The sequence below is a fragment of the Streptomyces sp. NPDC057253 genome (assembly GCF_042669125.1).
GTDB lineage: Bacteria > Actinomycetota > Actinomycetes > Streptomycetales > Streptomycetaceae > Streptomyces.
The window spans coordinates 1-21318 of record NZ_JBHUXV010000079.1 but is presented as its reverse complement, the minus strand read 5'-3'; the positions used below and the strand labels follow the sequence as shown (position 1 = coordinate 21318).

Genomic DNA, 21318 nt, shown 5'->3' with positions numbered 1-21318 from the left:
CATCGAAGCCGCCCGCCCACACCGAGGGTTGGTTACGCCGCGTTCTCCTCGATGCTGGAGCCGCCGGGCAGACCGGCCACGAGTGACACCAGTGAGGCGTCCAGCGGCCCCTGGTACATCCGCACCTCGTCCACGGCACCGGAGAAGTACTCGCCCGCCGTCTTTCCGGTCAGGGCACGGCCGACCTGGAGGTTCGTGGTGCTGAAGTTCCAGGAGTTGTCCCAGGAGACGTCCACCGCGGCGACGCCGTTGACGTAGAGGAGGACGTCACCGAAGACGGCGTTGTAGACCAGCGCGAGGTGATCGCCGGTACCCGTGGCGTTCGGCGCCTTGCCCTTGTCGAGCGCGGTGGTGGTCACCGGAGCGGCAGTGTCGCCGTTGGTCACCACGAGCTGCCAACGGGTGTCGGCCACCGAGTACTTGACCTTGATGGCGGTGCCATTGGCACCGGACAGCGAGAGCACCGTCTGGTCCGTCGTCGGGTTCGCCGCGGCGAGCCGGGCGCGCGTGGTGAGGGTGAAGCTGTCCTGCGCGGAGAGCGGTCCTGCGGCCGCGCGGGTGGCATACCCGGCGACACCGTCGAGAGCCAGGTGCCCGTCGCCCCACAACGGCTCGGTGGGCGGCTTGCAGTCGGGGTCGGCCTCGGGGTCGCAGGAGTCGTCCGGGATGGTGTAGATCGAGGCGCCACCCCCAAGGGTCAGCCCAGTGCCGCCCGAGGTCTCCGGAGAGACACCGCCCGTGGCCGAGTCCAGTTGCCAGTAGGCGAGCTGGTGCGGCTGGATGCCGCCGAGTTCCTGGCCTTCTGCGGGCGGGACCACCCGGTCGTGGAGTTTGACGTCGGCGACGCTGCCCTTGAGCGCGGCCGTGTAGCCGTCGAGGTCCAGCCTGCGTCCGATCTGCACGGCGCCGGAGGAGCTCCAGACGGTGTGCCGGGCCTGGACGTCGTCGGCGACGAGGACGCCGTTGACGTAGAGCATCAGCTTGCCGAGTTCGTCGTCGTACACCCCGATGAGGTGCGTCCAGCTGCCGACGACGGCGGTGGCGCCGGACACCTTCCAGCTGCCGAGGGACTCCATGTCGCTGATCGGGATGCGGAAGGTCCAGGAGGCGCTGTCCACGTCGTAGCCGAGTTCGAAGCCGGGCTTGGCGGTGCCGTCCTGGCTCACCACGGTCATGTTCTCGGTGGGGATCGCCGGCAGCTTCACCCAGGCGCTCACGGAGAAGGTGGAGCCGGTGTCGACCGCGGGCGCGCCCGCGTCCAGGTAAGCCTTGTCGGTGCCGTCGAAGGTGGCCGCGGTGTCGGTGGAGCCGAGAGGGCCCGTGTCTCCGAAGGTCACTCCGGAACCGGCAGTCGCATCGGAAGTGCTTCCGCTGCCGGCCGCCTTGGTGGAGCCCCTGACGTCACCGAGGGTCCAGGCGGCGACCGGTGCCCGGCCGTCGCTGACCTGGAAGACGTGGACGGTCGGTGTCTGCTGTGCACGACCGGCACCGTCCACCGATGTCACGTGCAGGGTGTACGGTCCCTCGCTCGGCGGCATCCAGCGAATGGTCGCGGGGCCGCCGGCGGATGCGGCCGCCGCCGTCTTCTGAGCGCTGTCGGCGTTCGGCCCGGTGAAGTAGTAGCGGTACTGCGTCACGTCGTTGGCCGGCGAGTCCATGGTGAAGTTGCCGTAGTCGCCGACTCCCGCGTGCCAGGCGTCGTCGTCCGGGTACTCGGCCGAGGTGATCACCGCCGCCCCGGGCTTGGTGCTGTCGTAGATGAACTCGCAGCGGGTCTGGTTCCCCTCCGTCGACCAGGCACCGTACGACTCCTGGTCGTAACCGCGGACCGCCCAGGCGACGGTGACGTCCGGCGGAATGCTGAATCCGGCCTCGCCGTCGCCCGAGATGTCTTCCCCGATGGTGTAGAAGAAGGTGGCCACGCCGGTCTGGTCGCTCCAACTGGAGTCCACCGTGGTCTTCTTGGCGGTCGTCGCATAGTGCGTGACCGTGGTGCTGCCCGAGGTCCACCAGACCTTGAACTGGGCTTGCAGCGTCTCGGAGTTGGCGCCGGTGTCACCGTGGTCGTAGTCCCGGACCACGGCGGAGACGCGCGGTGCCCTGGTGACGTAGTGCTCGGTCGCGCTGCCGTACTCGCAGCTGCCGCCGGGCTTCATGTTGAGGTCGGACTGGGCGGGCTCCAGCGGCGGGCGGTTGTACTTCACCGACAGGAAGGCGTTTCCGCAGAACCGCTTCCAGTACGAGGTGTCGGACTCGCTGCCGGCCTTGAGCCGGAACGTGGTGGTGTCCCAGCCCTTGTCGGCCGCGGTCTGCACGGCGCTCTTGGCGTTGAACACGGCGTTCTGGTTGGTGGAGGTGCACGAACCCGCGTTGGCCGTGGGCGACTTGGTGTCGACGGTGGCCTTGGAGCCCGGCTGGTTGGCCCAGTTCGTCTTCGAGCTGATCGCGCTGGCACCGGTGCTGTTCACCCGGGCCAGCTGCACCTCACGGGCGGACGAGTTGTAGGTGAAGACCAGGGTGACCGCGAACTCGGCGCTGACGATGTCCTTGCCCTCGAAGGACCCGGTGGGCAGGGCGAAGAACTGGCGCTTGACGTCGGTGGAGCTGGCGCAGCGGACCGAGACGTCGGTGGGGCAGCGGCCCACGCCTTCGTCGTCGTCGAACTTCCAGTACGAGTTCTGCGACCAGTACGAGGACACCATCGTCCAGCCGGTGCGGCTGGCGGTCTTGACGACCGGGTCGATGTAGACCGGGTAGACGGTGTCCTTGTCGGTGAGCAGGTTCTGGTCCGGGGTGAGGGTGACCGTGTCTCCGGAGACGTCGAGACCCACGTCGGCGACCTGGGCGCCGTCGGGAGGGGTGACGGACTCGGTGTCAGCGGTCCCGTCCGTGTCCTCCGCTGAGTCGCCCTCCTGGGCGGAATCCCACATCAGCGGCTGCGGCGCCTCGAAGACGGCTCCCCCGGCACCGGGGTCGGTGGCGGTGAGGCCGCCGTCCGTGTCCTCGGTGAGGTCCACGGAGTCGGTGTCGACGGGGAGTTCGAGCTCGGCCAGCTCCGGGTTGGCGGCCGCCTCGGCGTTCTTGACGACCAGGACGTGCGAGAACCCCTCGGCACTGGCGGTGACCTTGAGGTCGACGCCGTCCAGGACGTCGGCGTAGGTGGCGGTCGAGCCGTCGATCTTCGGCTCGGGCAGCTTCGTCGGCCAGTCGAGGGAGAGCCCGTGGCCGTCCTTCTCGATCTGCGCGAAGGACGTGTCACCGCCGCCGGAGAAGGACATCGCGGTGGTCGCGGCCTTCGGCGCGAGGGTGCCGTTCTTCTGCTTGACCAGCGTCGTGTCGATGTCCGTCCACTTGCCGTCCTTGCGAGTGCGGACGGGCTGGACGTACTGCTTGGTGGTGAAGGTGCCGTCGGGGTTGGCAACGGTGGTGCTGCGTTCGTCACGCAGCGTCTGGATCTCGACGGCCTTGCCGGACTTCTTGGCCTTGGCCTGGGCGTCGGACGGGGAGAGGGACGCGCCGCTTCCCGTGGCCGCGCTCGCGTCGGCGGCGGTCTGCTCGACGGCGGGGGCGGGGAGGATGCCGAGGCCGGGGGTGAGGAGCGCCGCGATGGTGGCGGCGGCGATGAAGGGGCGTCTCTTTCGGTTCTTCATGGCGCTGTGTCTTGTTCTCCTCGGTCCCGCGTTCATCGCATCGCCCCGAAAGCCGCCCCCGCGTCGGGCAGGCCGCCCGAGCCGGGCTGGTAGGTGGTGGTGCCCGTGTTCGTGGCGCCGTCGACGTCCGTCCACGGCATGACATAGAGGACACCCTTGGTGGTGCCCGCCGCCTTGCTGTACGGGACTCCCACATAGAGGTTGGTGCTGCCGGCCGTGAGTGCCATGCCGGTGTAGTCCCGGGCCGTCGCCGTGCCGGGGAGCCCGGACCCGCGGGTGAGGAGCTTGTCGGCCGTGCCGATGGCGGAATCGAGCGGCCGGAAGATGTGGATCGCGCCCGTGTCCTTCACGGTCGCCGTGTCCTTGCCGGGCTCTCCGACGGCCAGACGGACCGTGGCGGCGCTGGTCACGACGCTGGAGTCGGTGTTGGCGATGGCCACGCGTTGCCCCATGGCGTCACCGGCGACCGCGTCGCCCTCGACGTCCGGTGTCGTGGCATCCATTGCCGTGACCTGGGTGAATGTGCCAGAGGGCTGGACGCGCACGACGGAGACACCGCCTGCGTCCGCCACCGTGCCGACATCCTCGCCGGGCATTCCGATGGCGAGCAGGACGTCCGAGTTGTATGTCTGGTCGCTTGGCCGGTAGCCGGTCATGGAGATCGAGGTGCCGAATCCGTCGCCGGCTTCCGGCACGCCTGCGATGCCGGCGCTGTCCTGGTCGATCCCTGCTATCGGCGTGGGCATGCCACCGGCGAGGGTGTGGTTGAAGACCGCCACCCCTCCCGCGAACTCCGCGTCACCGACGGCCTCTCCCGGGCTTCCGACCGCGAAGTAGCGGTTGGTCCCGGCGAGCGAGTAACCGAAGCGGTCGTTGGCCTCGACGGCGCCGGGCACCCCGGGATCGTTCTCACTGAGGGCCTTCGTGGTGGTGCCCTGTACGTATTCGATGCAGCCGGCGTCGGCGTAGCTCTTGCCGTCCACGGTCACGTTCTCACCCGGGACACCCACGATCAGGTACGGCGAGCCACTCGCGGTCGCACCCGCCTTCACCGCGAACCCGAACCAGTCGGAGGCCTCGGTCGAGGTAGCGGGATCGAGACCCGCCTGGGTGTACCCCTGAATCAGGGAGCCCGCCCCGATGCCGTTGGGCGAGCCGTGGATGACATAGATCGCGCCTGCGTTGACGATATTGACGCCGTCTTTCACGACGTCCTCGTACGGCGTTCCCACCACCAGGTCGCTGCATCCGTCACTGTCGACGTCGTAGGCGGCGATGGAGACGCCGAAGCCGTCACCGGCCTCGGGAGACGCAGGCATGCCGGTAGTGGCCTGCGAGATCTCCGAGACCCCCTTGCCACCCCCGTACGCGACGCGCACGAGCCCGGCCATCTTGGCCCCGCTCACTGTGGCCTCGGGATCCGCGATCGCCGTGTCGGCCACGCCGTCCCCGTTGAAGTCGCTCGACGTTCCCGCCGTGCACGTGGCCGCCGCCGCCTGTGACGAGGTCAACGTCACGCCCCCCGTAACGGCCAGGAACAAGCCGACCGATACGGCCAACCCCCCGGCCAACTGTGTACGCGTGCGCACACTCCACCCCTTGTTTCCCCTTTTGGTGCACCCACGTAAGGCCACCCTATGAATGACGTAAGAAGAAACTAAATACGAGAAAAATAAAGAGCGTCAAGGCTTCACGGGAAAAGAGCACCCACGCAATTGCGCAGGATATGACATCTTTGATTTACGCACTGCAACCAACTGGAAGCGGATTGTTGACTTCTAAGCGACACAAAAGCCGCATTCAGGTGCCTCAACCGTCGACATCCAGCCACTCCTTCACCGAATACCCATCCACCAGACGCAGGGAGGTCGTGATACGTTCATGACTCAAGCAAGCTCCACAGGAGCAGACGAAACCCCCGGAAACAGGGATCGGGATTTCGCCCTATCCACGATCACCCATTTGTGCGCACCTCTTTTTGAAATGCGCGCCGTCATGGTCCTGGGTGGCGATTTCGGGGTTTCGGATCGCGCTTCCACTCACGAACGACCCACCGGAGCCCGGACGGCAGGTAGGGTCCGTGGAATGCCGAGAGTCAAAGTCAGCGTCATCGTCCCCGTCTACAACACCGGGAAGTACGTCGACGAGTGCGCGCCGTCGCTGCTCGGGCAGAGTCTGCCCGCCGACGAGTACGAGGTCATCTACGTCGACGACGGGTCGACGGACGACACACTGGGTCGGCTCCAGAAGATCGCGTCCGCACATCCCAACGTCCAGGTGCACACCCGGCCCAACTCCGGCTGGCCGGGCGCGCCCCGCAATCTCGGCATGCGGCACGCCAAGGGCGAGTACATCCAGTTCGTCGACCACGACGACATGCTCGGGCCCGAGGCCCTGGAGCGGTTGTACGAGCACGCCAGGAGCAATGACGCCGACGTGGTGCTCGGCAAGATGTCCAGCACGATGGTGCGGCCCCGGCGGCTGTTCCGGCACACGGTCGGCGCCTGCACGATCGAGAACGACGAGCTCATGCAGAGCATGTCCCCGCACAAGATGTTCCGGCGGGCCTTCGTCGAGGAGCACGGCCTCACGTTCCCCGAGGGCCCCTGGATCCTGGAGGACCTGGCCTTCGTCAGCGCCGCCTATCTGAAGGCCGAGCGCATCTCGATCCTCGCCGACTACCCCTGCTACTACTGGATGAAGCGGGACGACGGCGGCAACAACACCCAGCATCGGTTCAATCCGCGCCACGGCTTCTGGGACAACTGCCGCACCATCGTGCGCCAGATCAAGGACGGCACAAGCGCGTCCGACGACGTCGACGCGCTCCAGAACCGCCTCCTGCACCGGCTCTACCACGTCGAGGTCCTCTCCCGGACCCGCGAGCCCGAGATCCTCCGCGAGGACCCCGTCCAGCAGCGCGAGCGGTTCGAGGCGGCGCGGCGGCTGGCCGTCGAGGAGTTCCCCGCGGCCGTACGGGAGGGGCTGCCCGTCGTGTCGCGGCTGCGGGCCGAGCTGCTGGAGGCCGGGGACTTCGACGGGGCCCTCGCGCTCGCCGAGCGGGTTCGTGAGGTCAAGGCCCGCAGCACTGTGGGTGAGTTGCGCTGGGCGGACGGGCGGCTGGTCGCCGATGTCACGCTGGAGCTGCTGCGCGGGGACGGCGAGCCGCTGGTCCTGGTCGAGCGGGACGGGAAGCGGTGGCTGGACCCGGAGCTGCTGGCCGGGGTGCCGGGGACCGAGGACGGCTGGGAGGTCCGCGATCCGTTCCGGCTGGCGTACGCCGAACTGGTCGTCAAGGACCGGGACCGGGAGGACTGGTGGTATCCCGAGGGTGACCTGGAGGTGCGACTTGAGCCGGCCGGCGAGGGGCGGTCGCGGCTCGTCGCGTCCGGGCGGCTCCTGCTCGACCCCGAACGGCTCGCGGGCGGGCGGCCGTTGGAGCGCGGTGTGCACGACGTGTGGGCGTACGTCCAGCTGCTGGGCATCGACCGCATGGTCCGCCTGACCGGCGACGGCACCCCCGGTGCCCCCGCCGCGGGCCCCGCGCTGACCGGCGGGCGGCTCGCGCTGCCGTACTGGACCGGCAGCGGTCAGCTCGCCCTCGACGTGGACCAGCGTCAGCGGAGACTGGGTTCCGACACCGCCGCTGCCGCCGCGGCGAACACCGCGCGCGGTGAGCGGTCGTTGCCGTTGCCGTACGTGGCGGCCACCCCCGGCGGGGCCCCGGCGCGCCTCAAGGTCACCGTGTCCGCCCTGACGGTGGACGCCGAGCTGATCGGTGAGGCGACGACGGCTCTGCTCCGGCTTCCCGCCCGGCTGAAGCTCCCGACCGGACGCCATCCCGTCAAGCTCCCGAAGACCGACGCCCCGGTCGCCCACGCCGTCGTCCGTGACGGCACCCTGCTGCGGCTGGAGGGCCCGGCCCACGAGGCCGGCACCGGACGCCGGCTGCTCGACGCGGTCGCCGACAACCGCCAGGTCCGGCGGGTACGGCGGCGACTGGGCCGCTAGGACAGCGGGTCAGGACAGATGTGGGGCACCGCCCGGGTTCGCGGTGCCCCTTCGCCGTTCTAGGCGTACGCCGAGATGTCCTTGATCATCGCGAACCCGAGGCCGTACGCGCTCATGCCTCTCCCGTACGCCCCCACGTGCACCCCCTCCTGGGTGGAGCCCGCGAGGACCCAGCCGAACTCCGACTCCCGGTAGTGGAAGGGCGTGGGCACGCCGTCCACCGGCAGCGACAGGGTCGACCAGTCGGATCCCTCCAGGTCGTCCGCCAGGACCCAGGCCGTCTCGGTCTGCTGGTCCAGCCAGTCGTCGCGCAGGGAGTGGTCCATCTGCCCGGGCCAGGTGAACGACAGCAGGCCCACCCCGGCCAGCCAGGCGGCGGAGGAGACCGACGTGGCCTCCAGCAGCCCGGTGCCGTCCGCGCTCCTGCGGGACGGGTTCGCGGCGACGGTCACCACGACCGCGAACTTCTCCTTCGGCTCCCCCGTGGAGCCCGCCTCGTTCTTCACGGAGGGCTCGTCACCGTGTCCGATCGACCCGTGCTCGACGGCCCCGTCGGCCGAGGTGCCGACCTGCATCAGCCAGCGCGGCCCCGTGAAGGCCTCGTCGAGGCCGTACCAGGGAAAGGGCGCCTGAAGGTAGCCGTCGACCGTGCGCCGGGCGGAGGGGACCTGCTGTGCACCCTCCGCGGCCGGCGCCTGCGCGACCGTCCCGCTCGTCGTCTCCATGTGCCGGACGCCTCCTACTAGCTCTCGTCGGACCGCACCGGCCCGCCCCCCTTCGGGCGGCGTCGCTGGTTCGCGTACGGCCCGCGCAACAACTCGGCAGCATATCCACACCGCTCCGAGCTGCCGGGAAACCGCCCGGCGCGCGAGGCGTACGGGGGGCTGGTTCAGGCCTTCCGACGTGCGGGTCCGCTATGAAACGCGTCACGTGGCAGGCGTACGACAGCGAAAGGCGCCCGCGAGCTGAACTGCTCGGCAGGCGCCTGCTGGTGGGGCGTAGGGCTCGGGTGGCGTACTGGCGTACGGCTCAGGTGGCGTCCGCGTCGAAGGGCGGGCGGTCGTCCTTGCCGTTCTCCTCGGGCTTCTTGGTCATGTCGATCCGGCCACCGGACGAGGACGACGAGGAGGCGGACGACGAGCTGTCCGTGCTGTGCACGGCGTCGGTGACCTCGGCCATCTCCTTCTTCAGGTCGAAGCCGTTGCGGATCTCCTTGAGCCCCAGCTCGTCATTGTCCAGCTGCTTGCGGATGAACGTCTTGGGGTTGAGGTCCTCGAACTCGAAGTCCTTGAACTCCGGGCCCAGCTCCGAGCGGATGTCCTGCTTGGCGCTCTCCGAGAACTCGCGGATCTTGCGGATGGTCCGCATGACGTCCTGGATGACCTTCGGAAGCTTGTCCGGACCGAAGACGAGCACGGCGAGGACAACGAGCGTGATCAGCTCGAGCGGTCCTATGTCATTGAACACCTGAAGCTCCTTGGGGTCCGGGCCAGGACCACGGTACCTGCCGTTCCCGTATGACCGGTACTGTCCCGAGGGCTCCGGGCGCGGGTCGGTGAACGGTTTTCCGGGTTGTTTGCCTTGTGGCGTGGGATCCGCCGTCGTCCCTGTGGGGTTTGTGTCAATCGGTGGGCGTCAGCCGCCGTCCGAGGAACCGAGGGTCAGCGTGAGCGTGACCTCCTTGCCGTCCCGCTCCAGCGTGAGGCGGAGGCGGTCGCCGGGGCGGTGGGCGCGGGTCTTGACGATGAGTTCGTCGCCGGAGTGGATGCGGCGGCCGTCGACCGCGGTGATCACGTCTCCGGATTCCAGCCCGGCCTTGTCGCCCGGGCCGCCCTCGCTCACGGCCGGCCCGCCGCCGCTGCCCTTGGTCCCGATGCGGGCGCCGTCGCCGGTGTAGTCCATGTCGAGCGTGACGCCGATGACCGGGTGGGTCGCCCTGCCGGTGTCGATCAGCTCTTCCGCGACGCGCTTGGCCTGGTTGACGGGGATGGCGAAACCGAGGCCTATGGAGCCGGCCTGGCCGCTGTCGGAGCCGGAGCCGTCGTCGGCGGAACGGATGGCGGAGTTGATGCCGATGACGCGGGCACGGGAGTCGAGGAGGGGGCCGCCGGAGTTGCCGGGGTTGATGGGGGCGTCGGTCTGGAGGGCGTCCACGTAGGACACGTCGCTGCCGTCCCCGCGCTCGCCGCCTGCGGTGATGGGCCGTTCCTTCGCGCTGATGATGCCGGAGGTGACGGTGCCCTCCAGGTCGAAGGGGGCGCCGATGGCGACGACGGGGTCGCCGACCCGGACGTTGTCGGAGTTGCCGAGGGGCAGCGGCCGCAGCCCTCCGACCCCGCTCACCTTGACGACGGCGAGGTCGTACCCGCTGTCCCGCCCCACGACGGTGGCCTTGGCGGTGTCGCCGCTCTGGAAGGTCACCGATATCTCGCCGTCGGCTCCGGCGGGCTCCACGACGTGGTTGTTGGTGAGGATGTGCCCGAGACCGTCCAGCACGAAGCCGGTTCCGGTGCCGGACTCCGTCGCGCCGCTGACATGCAGGGTCACGACACTGGGCAGAGCCCTCGCGGCGATCCCGGCGACCGTCCCGGGCGCACGCTCCCCGGACTCCCTCCCGGCCTGCGGCAACTCCACGACGTCACCCCCGACCCCGTTCCGCTCCAGATACGCCCCTACGACGCCCCCGACCCCACCGGCCACGAGCGCGAGCAACAGGGCCCCGATCAACAGCCCCTGCCGACTCCGCCGGCCCTTGCCGGGGACAGCGGCGCCGGTTTGTTGGAAGGGGGCGGGGGCCCAGGGGTTGTAGTTCTGCCAGGGGCCTGGGGCGGGGGCGTCGCCTGCGGAAGCTGCAACCGGGGTGGCCGTGTCATCTGGCGAGGGCGGAGCCGGGGGCTGCACGTCGCCCTCCGAGGCCGGGTCCGGCACGTCCACCGGGAGTGAGGAAGCGATCGGTGAGCCGCCGGAAGGCCCGGGCGGGGCGAAGGTGAGTGGTCCCGAGGGCGGAATCGGAGGCGGCGGCGTGACCGTGCCGTGTGTGGAGGTCGTCGCCGGGTGCTGGACCGGTGGGGCGGGGGCCCAGGGGCCCGGTACGCCGTACGGCGGGGTGCTGGTGGAGTCGGCGGCGGAGTCACGCGGAGGCTCAGGACGGTCCGACGACTCCTCCGTCGGCAAGGCAGCACCCGACTCAGGCCGCGCCAACTCGAAGTCCCCGTCCAGGTCAGCCGTCGTCCCTCGCGGAGCCGTGAGCTCGTGGTCCTCTTCAGAGCCACCCCCACCCACCGGAGCCACCAACACGAAGTCCCCCTCCGCACCAGCCCCGCCCCGCGGCCCTTCAGGCCCGGCGTCGCCCTCGGCCCTTGGCGCACCCGTCGGAGGCGCAAGTTCGAAGTCGCCCTCGGATGGCGGCTCACCCACGCCCGCGCTGGAGATCTCCCCCGGCGCCATCAGTTCGAAGTCCCCACCGGAAGGCGCCGCCGAGTCGGGCCTGGTCGCGTTGCTCTGCGCCTCCCACTCCCCCGGCCCGAAACCCTCCCGCGCCCGAGGTCTGCTCCACCATTTCGGCTTCGTGGGCTTGCCCTCGTCCATGCTCTCCCCGCAGCTGACCGGCCGCATGTGCGGCGCGTCGACCTCTGGGTGGATTCAACCAGGTTCACGCGCCCCGGAGCAGGGCGCCGGTCAGCGGGCGGTGGCGGGGGGCGTCGGCGCTGACGTGGTGTGGGGGACGGGTGCGGCGAGGAGGCCGCCGGAGGTGGTGAGGTCCGGCGTGGCGGAGAGGGACGTCAGGGTGAGCGGCGGGGTGGTGCTGAGCGGTCGTATGAGAGGGGACATGGCGGCGGCACCCGCGACCACGGGAGCCGTGAGGGTGTGCAGCGCCGCCTCCTGGACCTGGGCCGGGATACCGGGCAGCAGCGGAGCGGAGACCTCGGTCGGGGCGACCGGGGTCTTGCCGAGCGCCCGCTCTCCCTGTTCCTGCGCGAGCAGCGGACCCACACCGCGCCGGCGCTGGTTCTCCGGCACCGCCGCTCCCGTGCCCGACGTGCGCGCCGGAGTGACATTGCTGCCGGCTCCGCGGGCGTCGGTGTCGCCGGGCGCACCCGTGGTGACGCCGCCCAGCGCGATCGCGGCCAGCGACACCGCCCCGGCGGCGACGAAAGCGAACCGCATACCGCGCGAGGCGGAGCGCTCGGCGTCGTGGCGGCTGACGTCATGGATGCGGAAACCCCGGCCGGCGGACGGCGTAACCACGCCGGCGTGCGGGCCCGCGGGGACGTAGTCGAACTCGAAGCGCTCGCCGCGTCTCACCCCGAAGACCCCGGCGCCGGGTCGTCCCGACAGTCCTCCCCCGAGTCCTCCCCCGCCGAAGGGCGAGCTGTCGCCGTCCTCCGGATCACCTCCGGGCAGCCCCTGGAGGCGGGCCAGGAAGCTCTCGGAGGGCGGGGGCGGGGCGGCCTCCGCGAAGACGTTCTTCAGGCGGCGCTGGGCGTCCGCCTCCGCCTTGCACTTCGGGCAGGTGGCGAGATGCGCGAGGACACGCTCGCGCGTGGCATGACCGAGCTCGCCGTCCACCAGGGCGGCGAGTCGGTCTCCCAGATGCTGTTCCGCGAGGCTTCCCTCGCCGGGTTTGGGCAGTGATCCACTCACGCGGTCGCGCCCCCTCCCCCCAGCGCGGGGACCCGGGCCATGAAGGAGCGGCGCTCGGCGCGTGCCTCCGGGGAGCGGTGTGCGAGGGCCTTGCGCAGCTGGGAACGGCCACGGTGGATCCGCGAGCGCACGGTGCCCAGCTTGACGCCCAGGGTCGCGGCGATCTCCTCGTACGACAGCCCCTCGATGTCGCACAGGACGACCGCGGCGCGGAACTCCGGGGCGAGGGTGTCGAGGGCCTGCTGGACGTCCGCGTCGAAGTGGGCGTCGTTGAAGACCTGCTGGGGTGAGGGCTCGCGGCTGGGCAGTCGCTCGGCCGCGTCCTCGCCGAGGGCGTCGAAGCGGATGCGCTGCTTGCGGCGGACCATGTCCAGGAAGAGGTTGGTGGTGATGCGGTGCAGCCAGCCCTCGAAGGTCCCCGGTGTGTAGGTGGACAGCGAGCGGAAGACGCGGACGAAGACCTCCTGGGTGAGGTCCTCGGCGTCGTGCTGGTTGCCGGTGAGGCGGTACGCGAGGCGGTAGACGCGGCCGCTGTGCGTGCTGACGATCTCCTCCCAGGTGGGCGGAGTCCACGCCTGCCCATCCGCGTCGGTGGCGAAGGTCGCGGTCTGGGCGTAGTCGCCGGCGTGGCTGTGGTCAGCGGTGTCGTTCACGGATTTCGGCCTGCCCGCCGATCCGAGGAAGCGCCGCAGCACTCCCCCACGATCTCCAGGCGCGGCCGCACCTCCCCTGTCGGCTCTGGTTGTCTCCAGTGGAGCCCCTACCATAGCCACCTCGCCCGTTAGCTCCGGATAAGCGGTTTTACGAGAATTTGATCTGGGCTGATACCACTCGGTCCCCTGCGTCAGCAGTTGCTCGAGGGCCTGCTCGGCGTCGTGATCCAACTGTGTCCCCCCGGGTGCGTCTCCACCCCTCTAAACGCCCGGTCCCATCTGCGGGTTCCCGGCACCAACGGATACAGTCACGCCCAGGCAACCACGGGGCAAGGAGAGGGCCATTACCGGCAACCGGCAGACGAGCTGGGCGTTCGCCGACGCCTACGTCGCCGAGGACGAAGTGCTGCTCTGGGCCCGGGACCGGGCCCGTGAGGCGGGGCTGCGCTCGGTGTCGCCCGGCACGGGCGCGGCGCTGCGGTTGCTGGCGGCCTCCGTCGACGCCAAGGCGGTCGCCGAGATCGGCACCGGCACCGGTGTCTCCGGCATCCATCTGCTGCACGGCATGCGCCCCGACGGGGTGCTGACCACCGTGGACCCCGAGCCGGAGCACCAGCAGTTCGCCCGCCAGGCCTTCCGTGCCTGCGGTTTCGCCAGCAACCGGGCCCGTTTCATCCCGGGCCGCGCGCTGGACGTCCTGCCCCGCCTCGCCGACGCCGGCTACGACCTGGTGTTCTGCGACGGCGACCGGCAGGAGGTCATGGACTACCTCGCTGAATCGTTGCGCCTGCTGCGTCCAGGTGGCCTCGTGGTCTTCGAGGGCGTCTTCGCCAACGGCCGCACGGTGGATTCGGGACCGCAGCCCACGGAAGTGGTGCGCCTGAGGGAACTGCTGCGGGCCGTACGCGAGACCCAGGACCTGGTGCCGTCACTGCTGCCGGTGGGCGACGGGCTGCTGTGCGCGGTCAAGCGCTGAGCCCCGCGGGCCTCTGAAGCGGGCCTCTGAAGCAGGGCTCTGAAGCGGGGCTCGAAGCAGGCCTCTGAAGACGGGCAGGGGCCGTACGGCCATTCGTGGGTCCGGCCGGGCAGAGCGCTGCCCCGGCACCTCAGGAGATGCCGGGGCAGCCGAAAGGGTATGGTCGCGTTCCGCGTCAGCCGACGACCTTCTTGAGGGCGTCGCCGAGCGCGTCGGCCTCGTCAGGGGTCAGCTCGACGACGAGCCGACCGCCGCCTTCGAGCGGAACGCGCATGACGATGCCCCGCCCCTCCTTGGTCACCTCGAGCGGGCCATCGCCCGTCCGCGGCTTCATGGCCGCCATGCTCGTTCCCCTTCCTGAAACCAGCTCATCGTCAAAGCCGACGGCCCTGGGAGGGCACGCGCGTCGAAGTGGGACACGCGACACCGGCATCGAACACATTGCTTCCAAGCCATTATCCCGCATCTCAGGACCCGATGACCAACATCAGTCGGCATCGCTTGGGCAACGCGCGCGAGCAAAACCACCCAATTCGGCGATGTGGCTGCGATACTCCGCCACCGCGAGGATCCAGGGCGCCCGAATACGCTCCAGGATTCTTTGACGCAGGTCACACGTCCGGTCCGGCCGAGGGACGACGATCTCCGCCATGCTGTCCTTCGGACATCGGGTCCATCGGACACTGCGGAGGGGATACGCCATGACCGACACCGTGCTCTACGAGGTGAGCGACGGACTCGCGACGATCACGCTGAACCGCCCCGAGGCGATGAACGCGCTGAACATCGCCACGAAGGTCGCGCTGCGGGAGGCGGTCGAGTCGGCGGCGCAGGACGACGCCGTACGGGCCGTGCTGCTGACCGCCGCCGGGGAGCGGGCGTTCTGCGTGGGCCAGGACCTCAAGGAGCACATCGGGCTGCTGGCCGAGGGCTCCACGAAGGTCATGAGCACGGTCCAGGAGCACTACAACCCGGTCGTGCGCGCCCTGACGGAGATGCCCAAGCCGGTGGTGGCGGGGGTGAACGGGGTCGCGGCGGGAGCCGGCTTCGGGATCGCGCTCGCGGCCGACTACCGGGTGGCGGCGGACACCGCCGCCTTCAACACCTCGTTCGCGGGGGTGGCGCTGACCGCGGACTCCGGCATCTCGTGGACCCTGCCGCGGGTGGTGGGGCCGGGGCGCGCCGCCGACCTGCTGCTCTTTCCCCGGACCATGTCGGCCCGGGACGCGCACGACCTCGGGATCGTGAACCGTCTGGTGCCGTCCACCGACCTGCCCGCGGAGGCGGAGAAGGTGGCGCGGGCGCTGGCCTCGGGGCCGACGGTGGCCTACGCGGCGATCAAGGAGTCGCTGGCGTACGCGGCGACGCACACCCTGTCGGAGACCCTGGACAAGGAGGACGAGCTCCAGACCCGGGCCGGGGCCTCCGAGGACCACGCGATCGCCGTACGGGCGTTCGTGAACAAGCAGGCGCCCGAGTACCTGGGCCGCTAGGGCTCAGCCGCTTCTCGCGACGCAGGTCTCCAGGTGGTCGTTGACCAGTCCGCACGCCTGCATCAGGGCGTACGCCGTGGTGGGGCCGACGAAGCGCAGGCCCCGCTTCTTCAGGGCCTTGGACAGGGCCGTGGACTCCGGGGTGACCGCCGGGATGTCGCCCAGAGTCCTGGGGACCGGGTGCGAGGCGGGCGCATGGGACCAGATCAGCTCGTCCAGCTCCCCCGGGGTCCACTCCGCCAGCACGCGCGCGTTGGCCAGTGTCGCGTCGACCTTGGCGCGGTTGCGGATGATCCCGGGGTCCAGGAGCAGGCGCTCGCGGTCGGTCTCGTCGAAGGTGGCCACCTTGGCGATCTCGAAGCCCGCGAAGGCGGCCCGGAAGGTCCCGCGGCGGCGCAGGATCGTGATCCAGGACAGGCCGGACTGGAAGGCCTCCAGGCTGAGGCGTTCGTACAGGGCGTCGTCGCCGTGGACCGGGCGGCCCCACTCCTCGTCGTGGTACGCCACGTAGTCCGGGGTGGACAGGGCCCAGGGGCAGCGCGGGGCGCCGTCCGCGCCGGGCAGGGCGGCGCTCACTGCTGCTCCCCGTGGCCGTGCTCCGGCTTGCGCATGGAGACGTGCGCGGAGGCCTGCGCGCCGGCCAGCGCCGACTCCAGGTCGGCGATCCGGGCGTCCCGCTCGGCGAGCTCGGCGCCGAGGCGGCTGAGGGCGTCGTCCACGTCGGCCATGCGGTAGCCGCGGGCGGCGAGCGGGAAGCGCAGGCTCTCGATGTCGGCGCGGTCCACCGGGCGGTCCGGCGGCAGGGGGTCCTGGAGCCGCTCCGGGGCGACGTCCGGCAGCGGGCCGTCGCTGTCGCCGCCGCCCACCACGGCGAGCGTCACCGCGGCGACCACGACCGCGAGTGCGATGACCAGGAAGAAGAACATAACCATCGCTGAGGTCCCCATGGTCCCTGCCGGCGGCCGGCCGCCGGCGTCGAATGTGTCAGGGTCCGATCGTGCCATGCGAGTCTGACAGTTAGGGTCGCAGGCGGCCGCGGAAGCCGAAGACACAGACGTGGGAAGTGAGGTCACAGGGGATGCTCAGGCTGGGCAGGCGCGTGTTCGACGCGCACGAGCCGGTGATCATGGCGATCGTCAACCGGACCCCCGACTCCTTCTACGACCAGGGAGCCACGTTCCTCGACGAGCCCGCTCTCGCGCGCGTGGAGCACGCGGTGGCCGAGGGGGCGGCCATCGTCGACATCGGCGGGGTCAAGGCCGGTCCGGGCGAGGAGGTGTCCGCCGAGGAGGAGGCGCGGCGGACCGTGGGCTTCGTGGCGGAGGTGCGGCGGCGGTTCCCCGACGTGATCATCAGCGTCGACACCTGGCGGGCGTCGGTGGGCGAGGCCGTCTGCGAGGCCGGGGCGGATCTGCTCAACGACGCGTGGGGCGGGGTCGATCCGGGGCTCGCGGAGGTCGCCGCGCGGTACGGGGTGGGGCTGGTGTGCACGCATGCCGGGGGCGCGGAGCCTCGTACGCGGCCGCATCGGGTGTCGTACGACGACGTCATGGCCGACATTCTGCGGGTGACCGTGGGGCTCGCCGAGCGGGCGGTCGCGCTGGGGGTGCCTCGGGAGTCCGTGCTGATCGATCCCGGGCATGACTTCGGTAAGAACACGCGGCACAGTCTGGAGGCGACGCGGCGGCTCGGGGAGATGGTGTCCACCGGGTGGCCGGTGCTGGTGTCGCTGTCCAACAAGGACTTCGTGGGCGAGACCCTGGACAAGCCGGTCAAGGAGCGGGTGGTGGGGACGCTGGCGACGACGGCGGTGTCCGCGTGGCTGGGGGCGCAGGTGTACCGGGTGCACGAGGTGGCGGAGACGCGGCAGGTGCTGGACATGGTGGCGTCGATCGCGGGGCATCGTGCGCCGGCGGTTGCCCGGAGGGGGCTGGCGTAGGGACTTTTTCGCCCCCGCCGCCCCTACCCGCCCCGTCCCCAGGGGACGCTGCCCCCTTCGACCCCCGATTCGGGGGCGCTGCCCTTCGGGCCCCCGCTCCTCAAACGCCGGAGGGGCTGAATTTCAGTCCCCCCGGCCTTCACGCCCCGCGCGGACTACCGCCCCGCCTCCTTCGACACCAACGCCACCGCCTCGTCCACGTCGTCCGTCACGTGGAACAGCATCAGGTCCTTCTCCGCTGCCTTGCCCTGGGCGACCAGGGTGTTCTTGAGCCAGTCGACCAGGCCGCCCCAGTACTCGCTGCCGAACAGCACGATCGGGAAGCGGGTGACCTTCTGGGTCTGGACCAGGGTCAGGGCCTCGAAGAGCTCGTCCAGGGTGCCGAGGCCGCCCGGAAGGACCACGAAGCCCTGCGCGTACTTGACGAACATCATCTTGCGGACGAAGAAGTAGCGGAAGTTGAGGCCGATGTCGACATAGGGGTTGAGCCCCTGCTCGAAGGGCAGCTCGATGCCGAGGCCGACAGAGGTGCCCTTGGCCTCGCAGGCGCCCTTGTTGGCCGCCTCCATGGCGCCCGGGCCGCCGCCGGTGATCACGGCGAAGCCGGCCTCCACCAGGCCCCGGCCCAGCCGCACGCCCGCCTCGTACTCGGGAGAGTCCGCCGGTGTCCGCGCCGAGCCGAACACACTGATCGCGGGCGGGAGTTCGGCGAGGGTGCCGAAGCCCTCGATGAACTCCGACTGGATGCGCAGCACGCGCCAGGGGTCGGTGTGGACCCAGTCCGAGGGGCCGCCCGCGTCCAGCAGACGCTGGTCGGTGGTGCTCGCCGTGACCTGTCCCCGCCTGCGGAGGACGGGTCCCAGGCGCTGCTCCTCCGGCGGTTGCTTCTTGCCCTCGGGGTTCCCGGTAGCCATGTGCGCTCCCTCCGCTTGCCTGGTCTTTCCATCTCAGCGTAGATCTACGCGGGTTACGGAGGGGGCACGTGCGCGTGTCCGCCACGAAGCGCCACCGCGCCGACTCCCCTCAGGCCGTCAGCCACGCCCTCAGCTTCTGCTCCGCCTGCGGGATCAGCGAGACCTTCACACGCTCGTCCACCTTGTGCGCGAGCAGCGGCTCACCGGGGCTGTAGTTCACCGCGGGCACGCCGAGCGCGCTGAAGCGGGAGACGTCCGTCCAGCCGAACTTGGGACGGGCGACGCCCCCGACCGCGGCCATGAAGGCCTGGGCGACGGGGTGGTTGAGTCCGGGGCGGGCGCCGCCCGTGTGGTCGTCCACGGTGAACTCGTCGACCCCGCAGTCCGCGAAGAAGTCCCGCACGAAGGCCTCCGCCTCGGCCTCGCTGCGGTCGGGCGCGTAGCGGAAGTTGACCGTCAGGACGCAGGAGTCGGGGATGACGTTGGTGGCGACCCCGCCCGTCACACCCACCGCGTTGAGGCCCTCGTGGTACTCGAGGCCGTCGACGACCGGCTTGCGGGGTTCGTACGCCGCCAGCTTGGCGAGGGCGGGCGCGGCCTTGTGGATCGCGTTGGACCCCATCCACGCGCGCGCGGAGTGCGCACGCTCGCCCTTGAAGGTCAGCAGCACCCGCAGGGTTCCCTGGCAGCCGCCCTCGACCTGGTTGTCCGTGGGCTCCAGCAGGACCGCGAAATCGCCCTCCAGCCACTCCGGGTGGGCCTCGGCCACATGTCCCAGGCCGTTGAGGTGGGCGGCGACCTCTTCGTTGTCGTAGAAGATGAAGGTGAGGTCGCGGTTGGGCTCGGGGACCGTCGCGGCGATGCGCAGCTGGACCGCGACCCCGGACTTCATGTCGCAGGTGCCGCAGCCCCACAGGTAGCCCTCGTCGTCGAGGCGGGAGGGGACGTTCCCGGCGATCGGGACGGTGTCGATGTGGCCGGCGAGGATGACGCGTTCCGGGCGGCCCAGGTTCGTGCGCGCGACGACGTTGTTGCCGTGGCGGTCGACCGTGAGGTGCGGAAGGGCCCGCAGGGCGGTCTCGATCGCGTCCGCGAGAGGCTTCTCGGTGCCGCTCTCGGAGGGGAAGTCGACGAGCTGCGCGGTCAGCTGAGCCGCGTCGAGGGAGAGGTCAAGAGGGGTGTCGGCCATGCTGTCGACCCTAACGCGGCCGCTGCGCGCTTCTCTGTCCCCATCCGGCTCGGGCTCCTCAGTACTCTCCAGTATCTTGTCCGGATGCCAGAGCCGTTGCCTCCTACTCGCAAACGCCGTGGCCGCCTCCTCCGTTTCGCGGCGGCCCTCGTGGTCCTGTGCGCGGTCGCCGGTTACCTCGTGGTGCAGTACGTCACCGGAGGCCCGGACGGTCCGGGCTGCCGAGTCGTCTCGGGCAGGGCGGGCGGGCCGTCGTACGAGTTCACGCCGGAGCAGGCGGTGAACGCGGCGACGATCACCGCCGTCGGCACCGGGCGCGGGCTGCCCGAGCGGGCCGTGACCATCGCGCTGGCCACCGCCCTCCAGGAGTCGGGGCTGCGCAACATCTCGCACGGCGACCGCGACTCGCTGGGCCTGTTCCAGCAGCGGCCCTCGCAGGGCTGGGGCACCCCGCGGGAGATCCTCGACCCGACCTACGCGGCGGGCGAGTTCTACAAGCACCTGGTCAAGGTGGACGACTACGAGAAGCTCCCGCTGACCGTCGCCGCGCAGCGGGTGCAGCGCAGCGGCTATCCGGAGGCGTACGCCAAGCACGAGCCGGACGCCGCCGTGCTCGCCGCCGCCCTCACCGGCACCTCGGCGGCCACCCTGACCTGTGACGGCCGCCAGGAGGCCACCCGGGCCGCCGCCACCACCTCCGGGACCGCCGCCACGGGCACCCAGGAGGCCGCGACGGGCCCGGACGCGGTGCGGTCGGCCCTGGTACGGGACTTCGGGCGGGACGCGTTGGAGACGACCGCGGCGGAAGTGGGCGGCAAGGCGTCGCCGAGCCCGACGCCCACCCGGGGTGACGGGCGCACCGTGACCCTTCCCGTGCGCAAGGACACCAGCCCGGGCGGCGACCGCAGCCTCACCGAACGCGGCTGGCAGCTCGCGCACTGGGCCGTCGCCAACGCCTCCGCGCTGCGCATCGAGCGGGTCTCGTACGCGGGGCGGCAGTGGACCGCGGGCAACACGGACAGCAAGTGGCGCCCGGCGGGCAGCGAGAGCGCCACGGGGTCGGTGCGGATACTCACGGCACGGTAGTTCGGAAGATCACCTGGAAGGGTCACGTCCGCCCGTCGCGGGAGCGGGTGTGCGCAGGTTTTCGTCACCTCACCCCCGTCTGCGCCGGAACCCTTGCGAACAAAGGGCTCCATCGATTCGGCGGACTTTCAGACCGGTAGGTTTTTGCCCGTTTTTATCCGGAGGTGATAATGCGACGCATTGCCAACTCTTTACGTTGCGCGTCCGCAACCTTCGTCGGCTTCGAGCGGTAGTCACGGCGTCCTAGCAACGTTTCCTCCGTCGAAGGAGCAACATGTCCCTCCCCCTGACCCGCAGGATCGCCCGTGCCGCGCTGCTCGTCGCTGCGGGAGCGGCAGCCGGGGTCGGTGCGGCCGGCGCCGCCAGTGCGGCCCCCGCGCAGCTGCCGGCCGCCCCCGACCTCGGCGGGCTGACCGCTCTGGACGGGGCGCACGCCGGCAACACGGTGGACGGCGCGGCGCAGAAGCTGGCCGGGACCGCGGGCAAGACCGGTGGCAAGACGGTCGAGAAGGCCCTGCCGTCCGCGGGCAAGACCGGCGGCAAGGCCGTGAAGAAGGCGGCCCCGGTCGCGCAGAAGACGGCGGGCGAGGCCGCCGGTTCCGCCGGGGGCCTCCTCGGCGACACGACGTCCACCGCCACGAAGGGCGGCCTGCCGACCGACTCCCTCACCAAGGGCGGCGGCCTGCCGGCAGCGGACACCCTGCCGGTGAAGAGCCTCCCGCTCGGCTAGTACCGCGCGCATACGCGGAAGGGGCCCGGAGAG

19 protein-coding genes are annotated in these 21318 nt (G+C 70.7%); 6 read left to right on the top strand and 13 right to left on the bottom strand.

Features of this window, described 5'->3' with window-relative positions:
• Positions 1 to 32: 32 nt before the first annotated feature.
• Positions 33 to 3650: a LamG-like jellyroll fold domain-containing protein gene (locus ACFULQ_RS33185; RefSeq protein ID WP_383551116.1), complete on the bottom strand. Its 3618-nt coding sequence runs from the start codon at positions 3648 to 3650 to the stop codon at positions 33 to 35.
• A 32-nt stretch (positions 3651 to 3682) separates the two neighbouring features.
• Positions 3683 to 5167 carry an FG-GAP and VCBS repeat-containing protein gene (locus ACFULQ_RS33180; RefSeq protein ID WP_383551114.1) on the bottom strand — a complete coding sequence of 495 codons (1485 nt, stop codon included), beginning with the start codon at positions 5165 to 5167 and terminating at the stop codon, positions 3683 to 3685.
• Between the two features lie 568 nt (positions 5168 to 5735).
• On the opposite strand from ACFULQ_RS33180, the gene ACFULQ_RS33175 reads away from it, so the two are divergent.
• Positions 5736 to 7661 carry a glycosyltransferase family 2 protein gene (locus ACFULQ_RS33175; protein WP_383551112.1) on the top strand — a complete coding sequence of 642 codons (1926 nt, stop codon included), beginning with the start codon at positions 5736 to 5738 and terminating at the stop codon, positions 7659 to 7661.
• Between the two features lie 59 nt (positions 7662 to 7720).
• Here the strand turns inward: ACFULQ_RS33175 and ACFULQ_RS33170 are convergent, their stop codons facing one another.
• From ACFULQ_RS33170 to sigE, 5 genes are all read right to left on the bottom strand, one after another.
• Positions 7721 to 8386: a hypothetical protein gene (locus tag ACFULQ_RS33170; protein ID WP_330264602.1), complete on the bottom strand. Its 666-nt coding sequence runs from the start codon at positions 8384 to 8386 to the stop codon at positions 7721 to 7723.
• Positions 8387 to 8690: 304 nt separating this feature from the next.
• The gene (locus ACFULQ_RS33165; protein WP_383551110.1) at positions 8691 to 9128 is read right to left on the bottom strand and encodes a sec-independent translocase; all 438 of its coding nucleotides are present in this window, start codon (positions 9126 to 9128) and stop codon (positions 8691 to 8693) included.
• A 168-nt stretch (positions 9129 to 9296) separates the two neighbouring features.
• Positions 9297 to 11249, bottom strand: a complete 1953-nt coding sequence (locus tag ACFULQ_RS33160; RefSeq protein WP_383551108.1) for a trypsin-like peptidase domain-containing protein — start codon at positions 11247 to 11249, stop codon at positions 9297 to 9299.
• A gap of 90 nt (positions 11250 to 11339) precedes the next feature.
• Positions 11340 to 12305: an anti-sigma factor family protein gene (locus ACFULQ_RS33155; protein ID WP_383551107.1), complete on the bottom strand. Its 966-nt coding sequence runs from the start codon at positions 12303 to 12305 to the stop codon at positions 11340 to 11342.
• Positions 12302 to 13000, bottom strand: a complete 699-nt coding sequence (gene sigE, locus ACFULQ_RS33150; RefSeq protein WP_020136768.1) for an RNA polymerase sigma factor SigE — start codon at positions 12998 to 13000, stop codon at positions 12302 to 12304. Before sigE ends, ACFULQ_RS33155 begins: the two co-directional genes overlap by 4 nt.
• Positions 13001 to 13301: 301 nt before the next feature.
• Here sigE and ACFULQ_RS33145 point away from each other — a divergent pair, with 301 nt between their 5' ends.
• Positions 13302 to 13934 carry an O-methyltransferase gene (locus tag ACFULQ_RS33145; RefSeq protein ID WP_383551151.1) on the top strand — a complete coding sequence of 211 codons (633 nt, stop codon included), beginning with the start codon at positions 13302 to 13304 and terminating at the stop codon, positions 13932 to 13934.
• A gap of 175 nt (positions 13935 to 14109) precedes the next feature.
• Here the strand turns inward: ACFULQ_RS33145 and ACFULQ_RS33140 are convergent, their stop codons facing one another.
• Both ACFULQ_RS33140 and ACFULQ_RS33135 read right to left on the bottom strand, forming a co-directional pair.
• Complete coding sequence (locus ACFULQ_RS33140) at positions 14110 to 14277, bottom strand: DUF3117 domain-containing protein (RefSeq protein ID WP_003966491.1); 168 nt, start codon at positions 14275 to 14277, stop codon at positions 14110 to 14112.
• 144 nt (positions 14278 to 14421) lie between these two features.
• A complete protein-coding gene (locus ACFULQ_RS33135) occupies positions 14422 to 14586 on the bottom strand; it encodes a hypothetical protein (RefSeq protein ID WP_383551104.1) in 165 nt (54 codons plus the stop codon).
• Positions 14587 to 14635: 49 nt separating this feature from the next.
• On the opposite strand from ACFULQ_RS33135, the gene ACFULQ_RS33130 reads away from it, so the two are divergent.
• Complete coding sequence (locus tag ACFULQ_RS33130; RefSeq protein WP_383551103.1) at positions 14636 to 15427, top strand: enoyl-CoA hydratase/isomerase family protein; 792 nt, start codon at positions 14636 to 14638, stop codon at positions 15425 to 15427.
• Positions 15428 to 15430: 3 nt separating this feature from the next.
• Here the strand turns inward: ACFULQ_RS33130 and ACFULQ_RS33125 are convergent, their stop codons facing one another.
• Both ACFULQ_RS33125 and ACFULQ_RS33120 read right to left on the bottom strand, forming a co-directional pair.
• Complete coding sequence (locus tag ACFULQ_RS33125) at positions 15431 to 16003, bottom strand: DNA-3-methyladenine glycosylase I (protein ID WP_383551101.1); 573 nt, start codon at positions 16001 to 16003, stop codon at positions 15431 to 15433.
• Complete coding sequence (locus ACFULQ_RS33120) at positions 16000 to 16353, bottom strand: DivIVA domain-containing protein (protein WP_383551149.1); 354 nt, start codon at positions 16351 to 16353, stop codon at positions 16000 to 16002. The genes ACFULQ_RS33125 and ACFULQ_RS33120 overlap by 4 nt, the downstream gene beginning before the upstream one ends.
• A 152-nt stretch (positions 16354 to 16505) precedes the next feature.
• On the opposite strand from ACFULQ_RS33120, the gene folP reads away from it, so the two are divergent.
• Positions 16506 to 17366: a dihydropteroate synthase gene (gene folP / locus ACFULQ_RS33115; protein WP_383551099.1), complete on the top strand. Its 861-nt coding sequence runs from the start codon at positions 16506 to 16508 to the stop codon at positions 17364 to 17366.
• A 155-nt stretch (positions 17367 to 17521) separates the two neighbouring features.
• On the opposite strand, the gene ACFULQ_RS33110 is transcribed toward folP, so the two are convergent.
• Positions 17522 to 18280: a TIGR00730 family Rossman fold protein gene (locus ACFULQ_RS33110; protein ID WP_383551097.1), complete on the bottom strand. Its 759-nt coding sequence runs from the start codon at positions 18278 to 18280 to the stop codon at positions 17522 to 17524.
• Between the two features lie 109 nt (positions 18281 to 18389).
• Entirely contained in the window at positions 18390 to 19469 is a 1080-nt protein-coding gene (gene dapE, locus ACFULQ_RS33105) for a succinyl-diaminopimelate desuccinylase (protein WP_383551095.1), read from the bottom strand.
• An 84-nt stretch (positions 19470 to 19553) separates the two neighbouring features.
• On the opposite strand from dapE, the gene ACFULQ_RS33100 reads away from it, so the two are divergent.
• Both ACFULQ_RS33100 and ACFULQ_RS33095 read left to right on the top strand, forming a co-directional pair.
• Positions 19554 to 20555: a heavy metal transporter gene (locus ACFULQ_RS33100; RefSeq protein WP_383551093.1), complete on the top strand. Its 1002-nt coding sequence runs from the start codon at positions 19554 to 19556 to the stop codon at positions 20553 to 20555.
• A 274-nt stretch (positions 20556 to 20829) separates the two neighbouring features.
• Entirely contained in the window at positions 20830 to 21285 is a 456-nt protein-coding gene (locus ACFULQ_RS33095; RefSeq protein ID WP_383551091.1) for an ATP-binding protein, read from the top strand.
• Positions 21286 to 21318 lie beyond the last annotated feature (33 nt).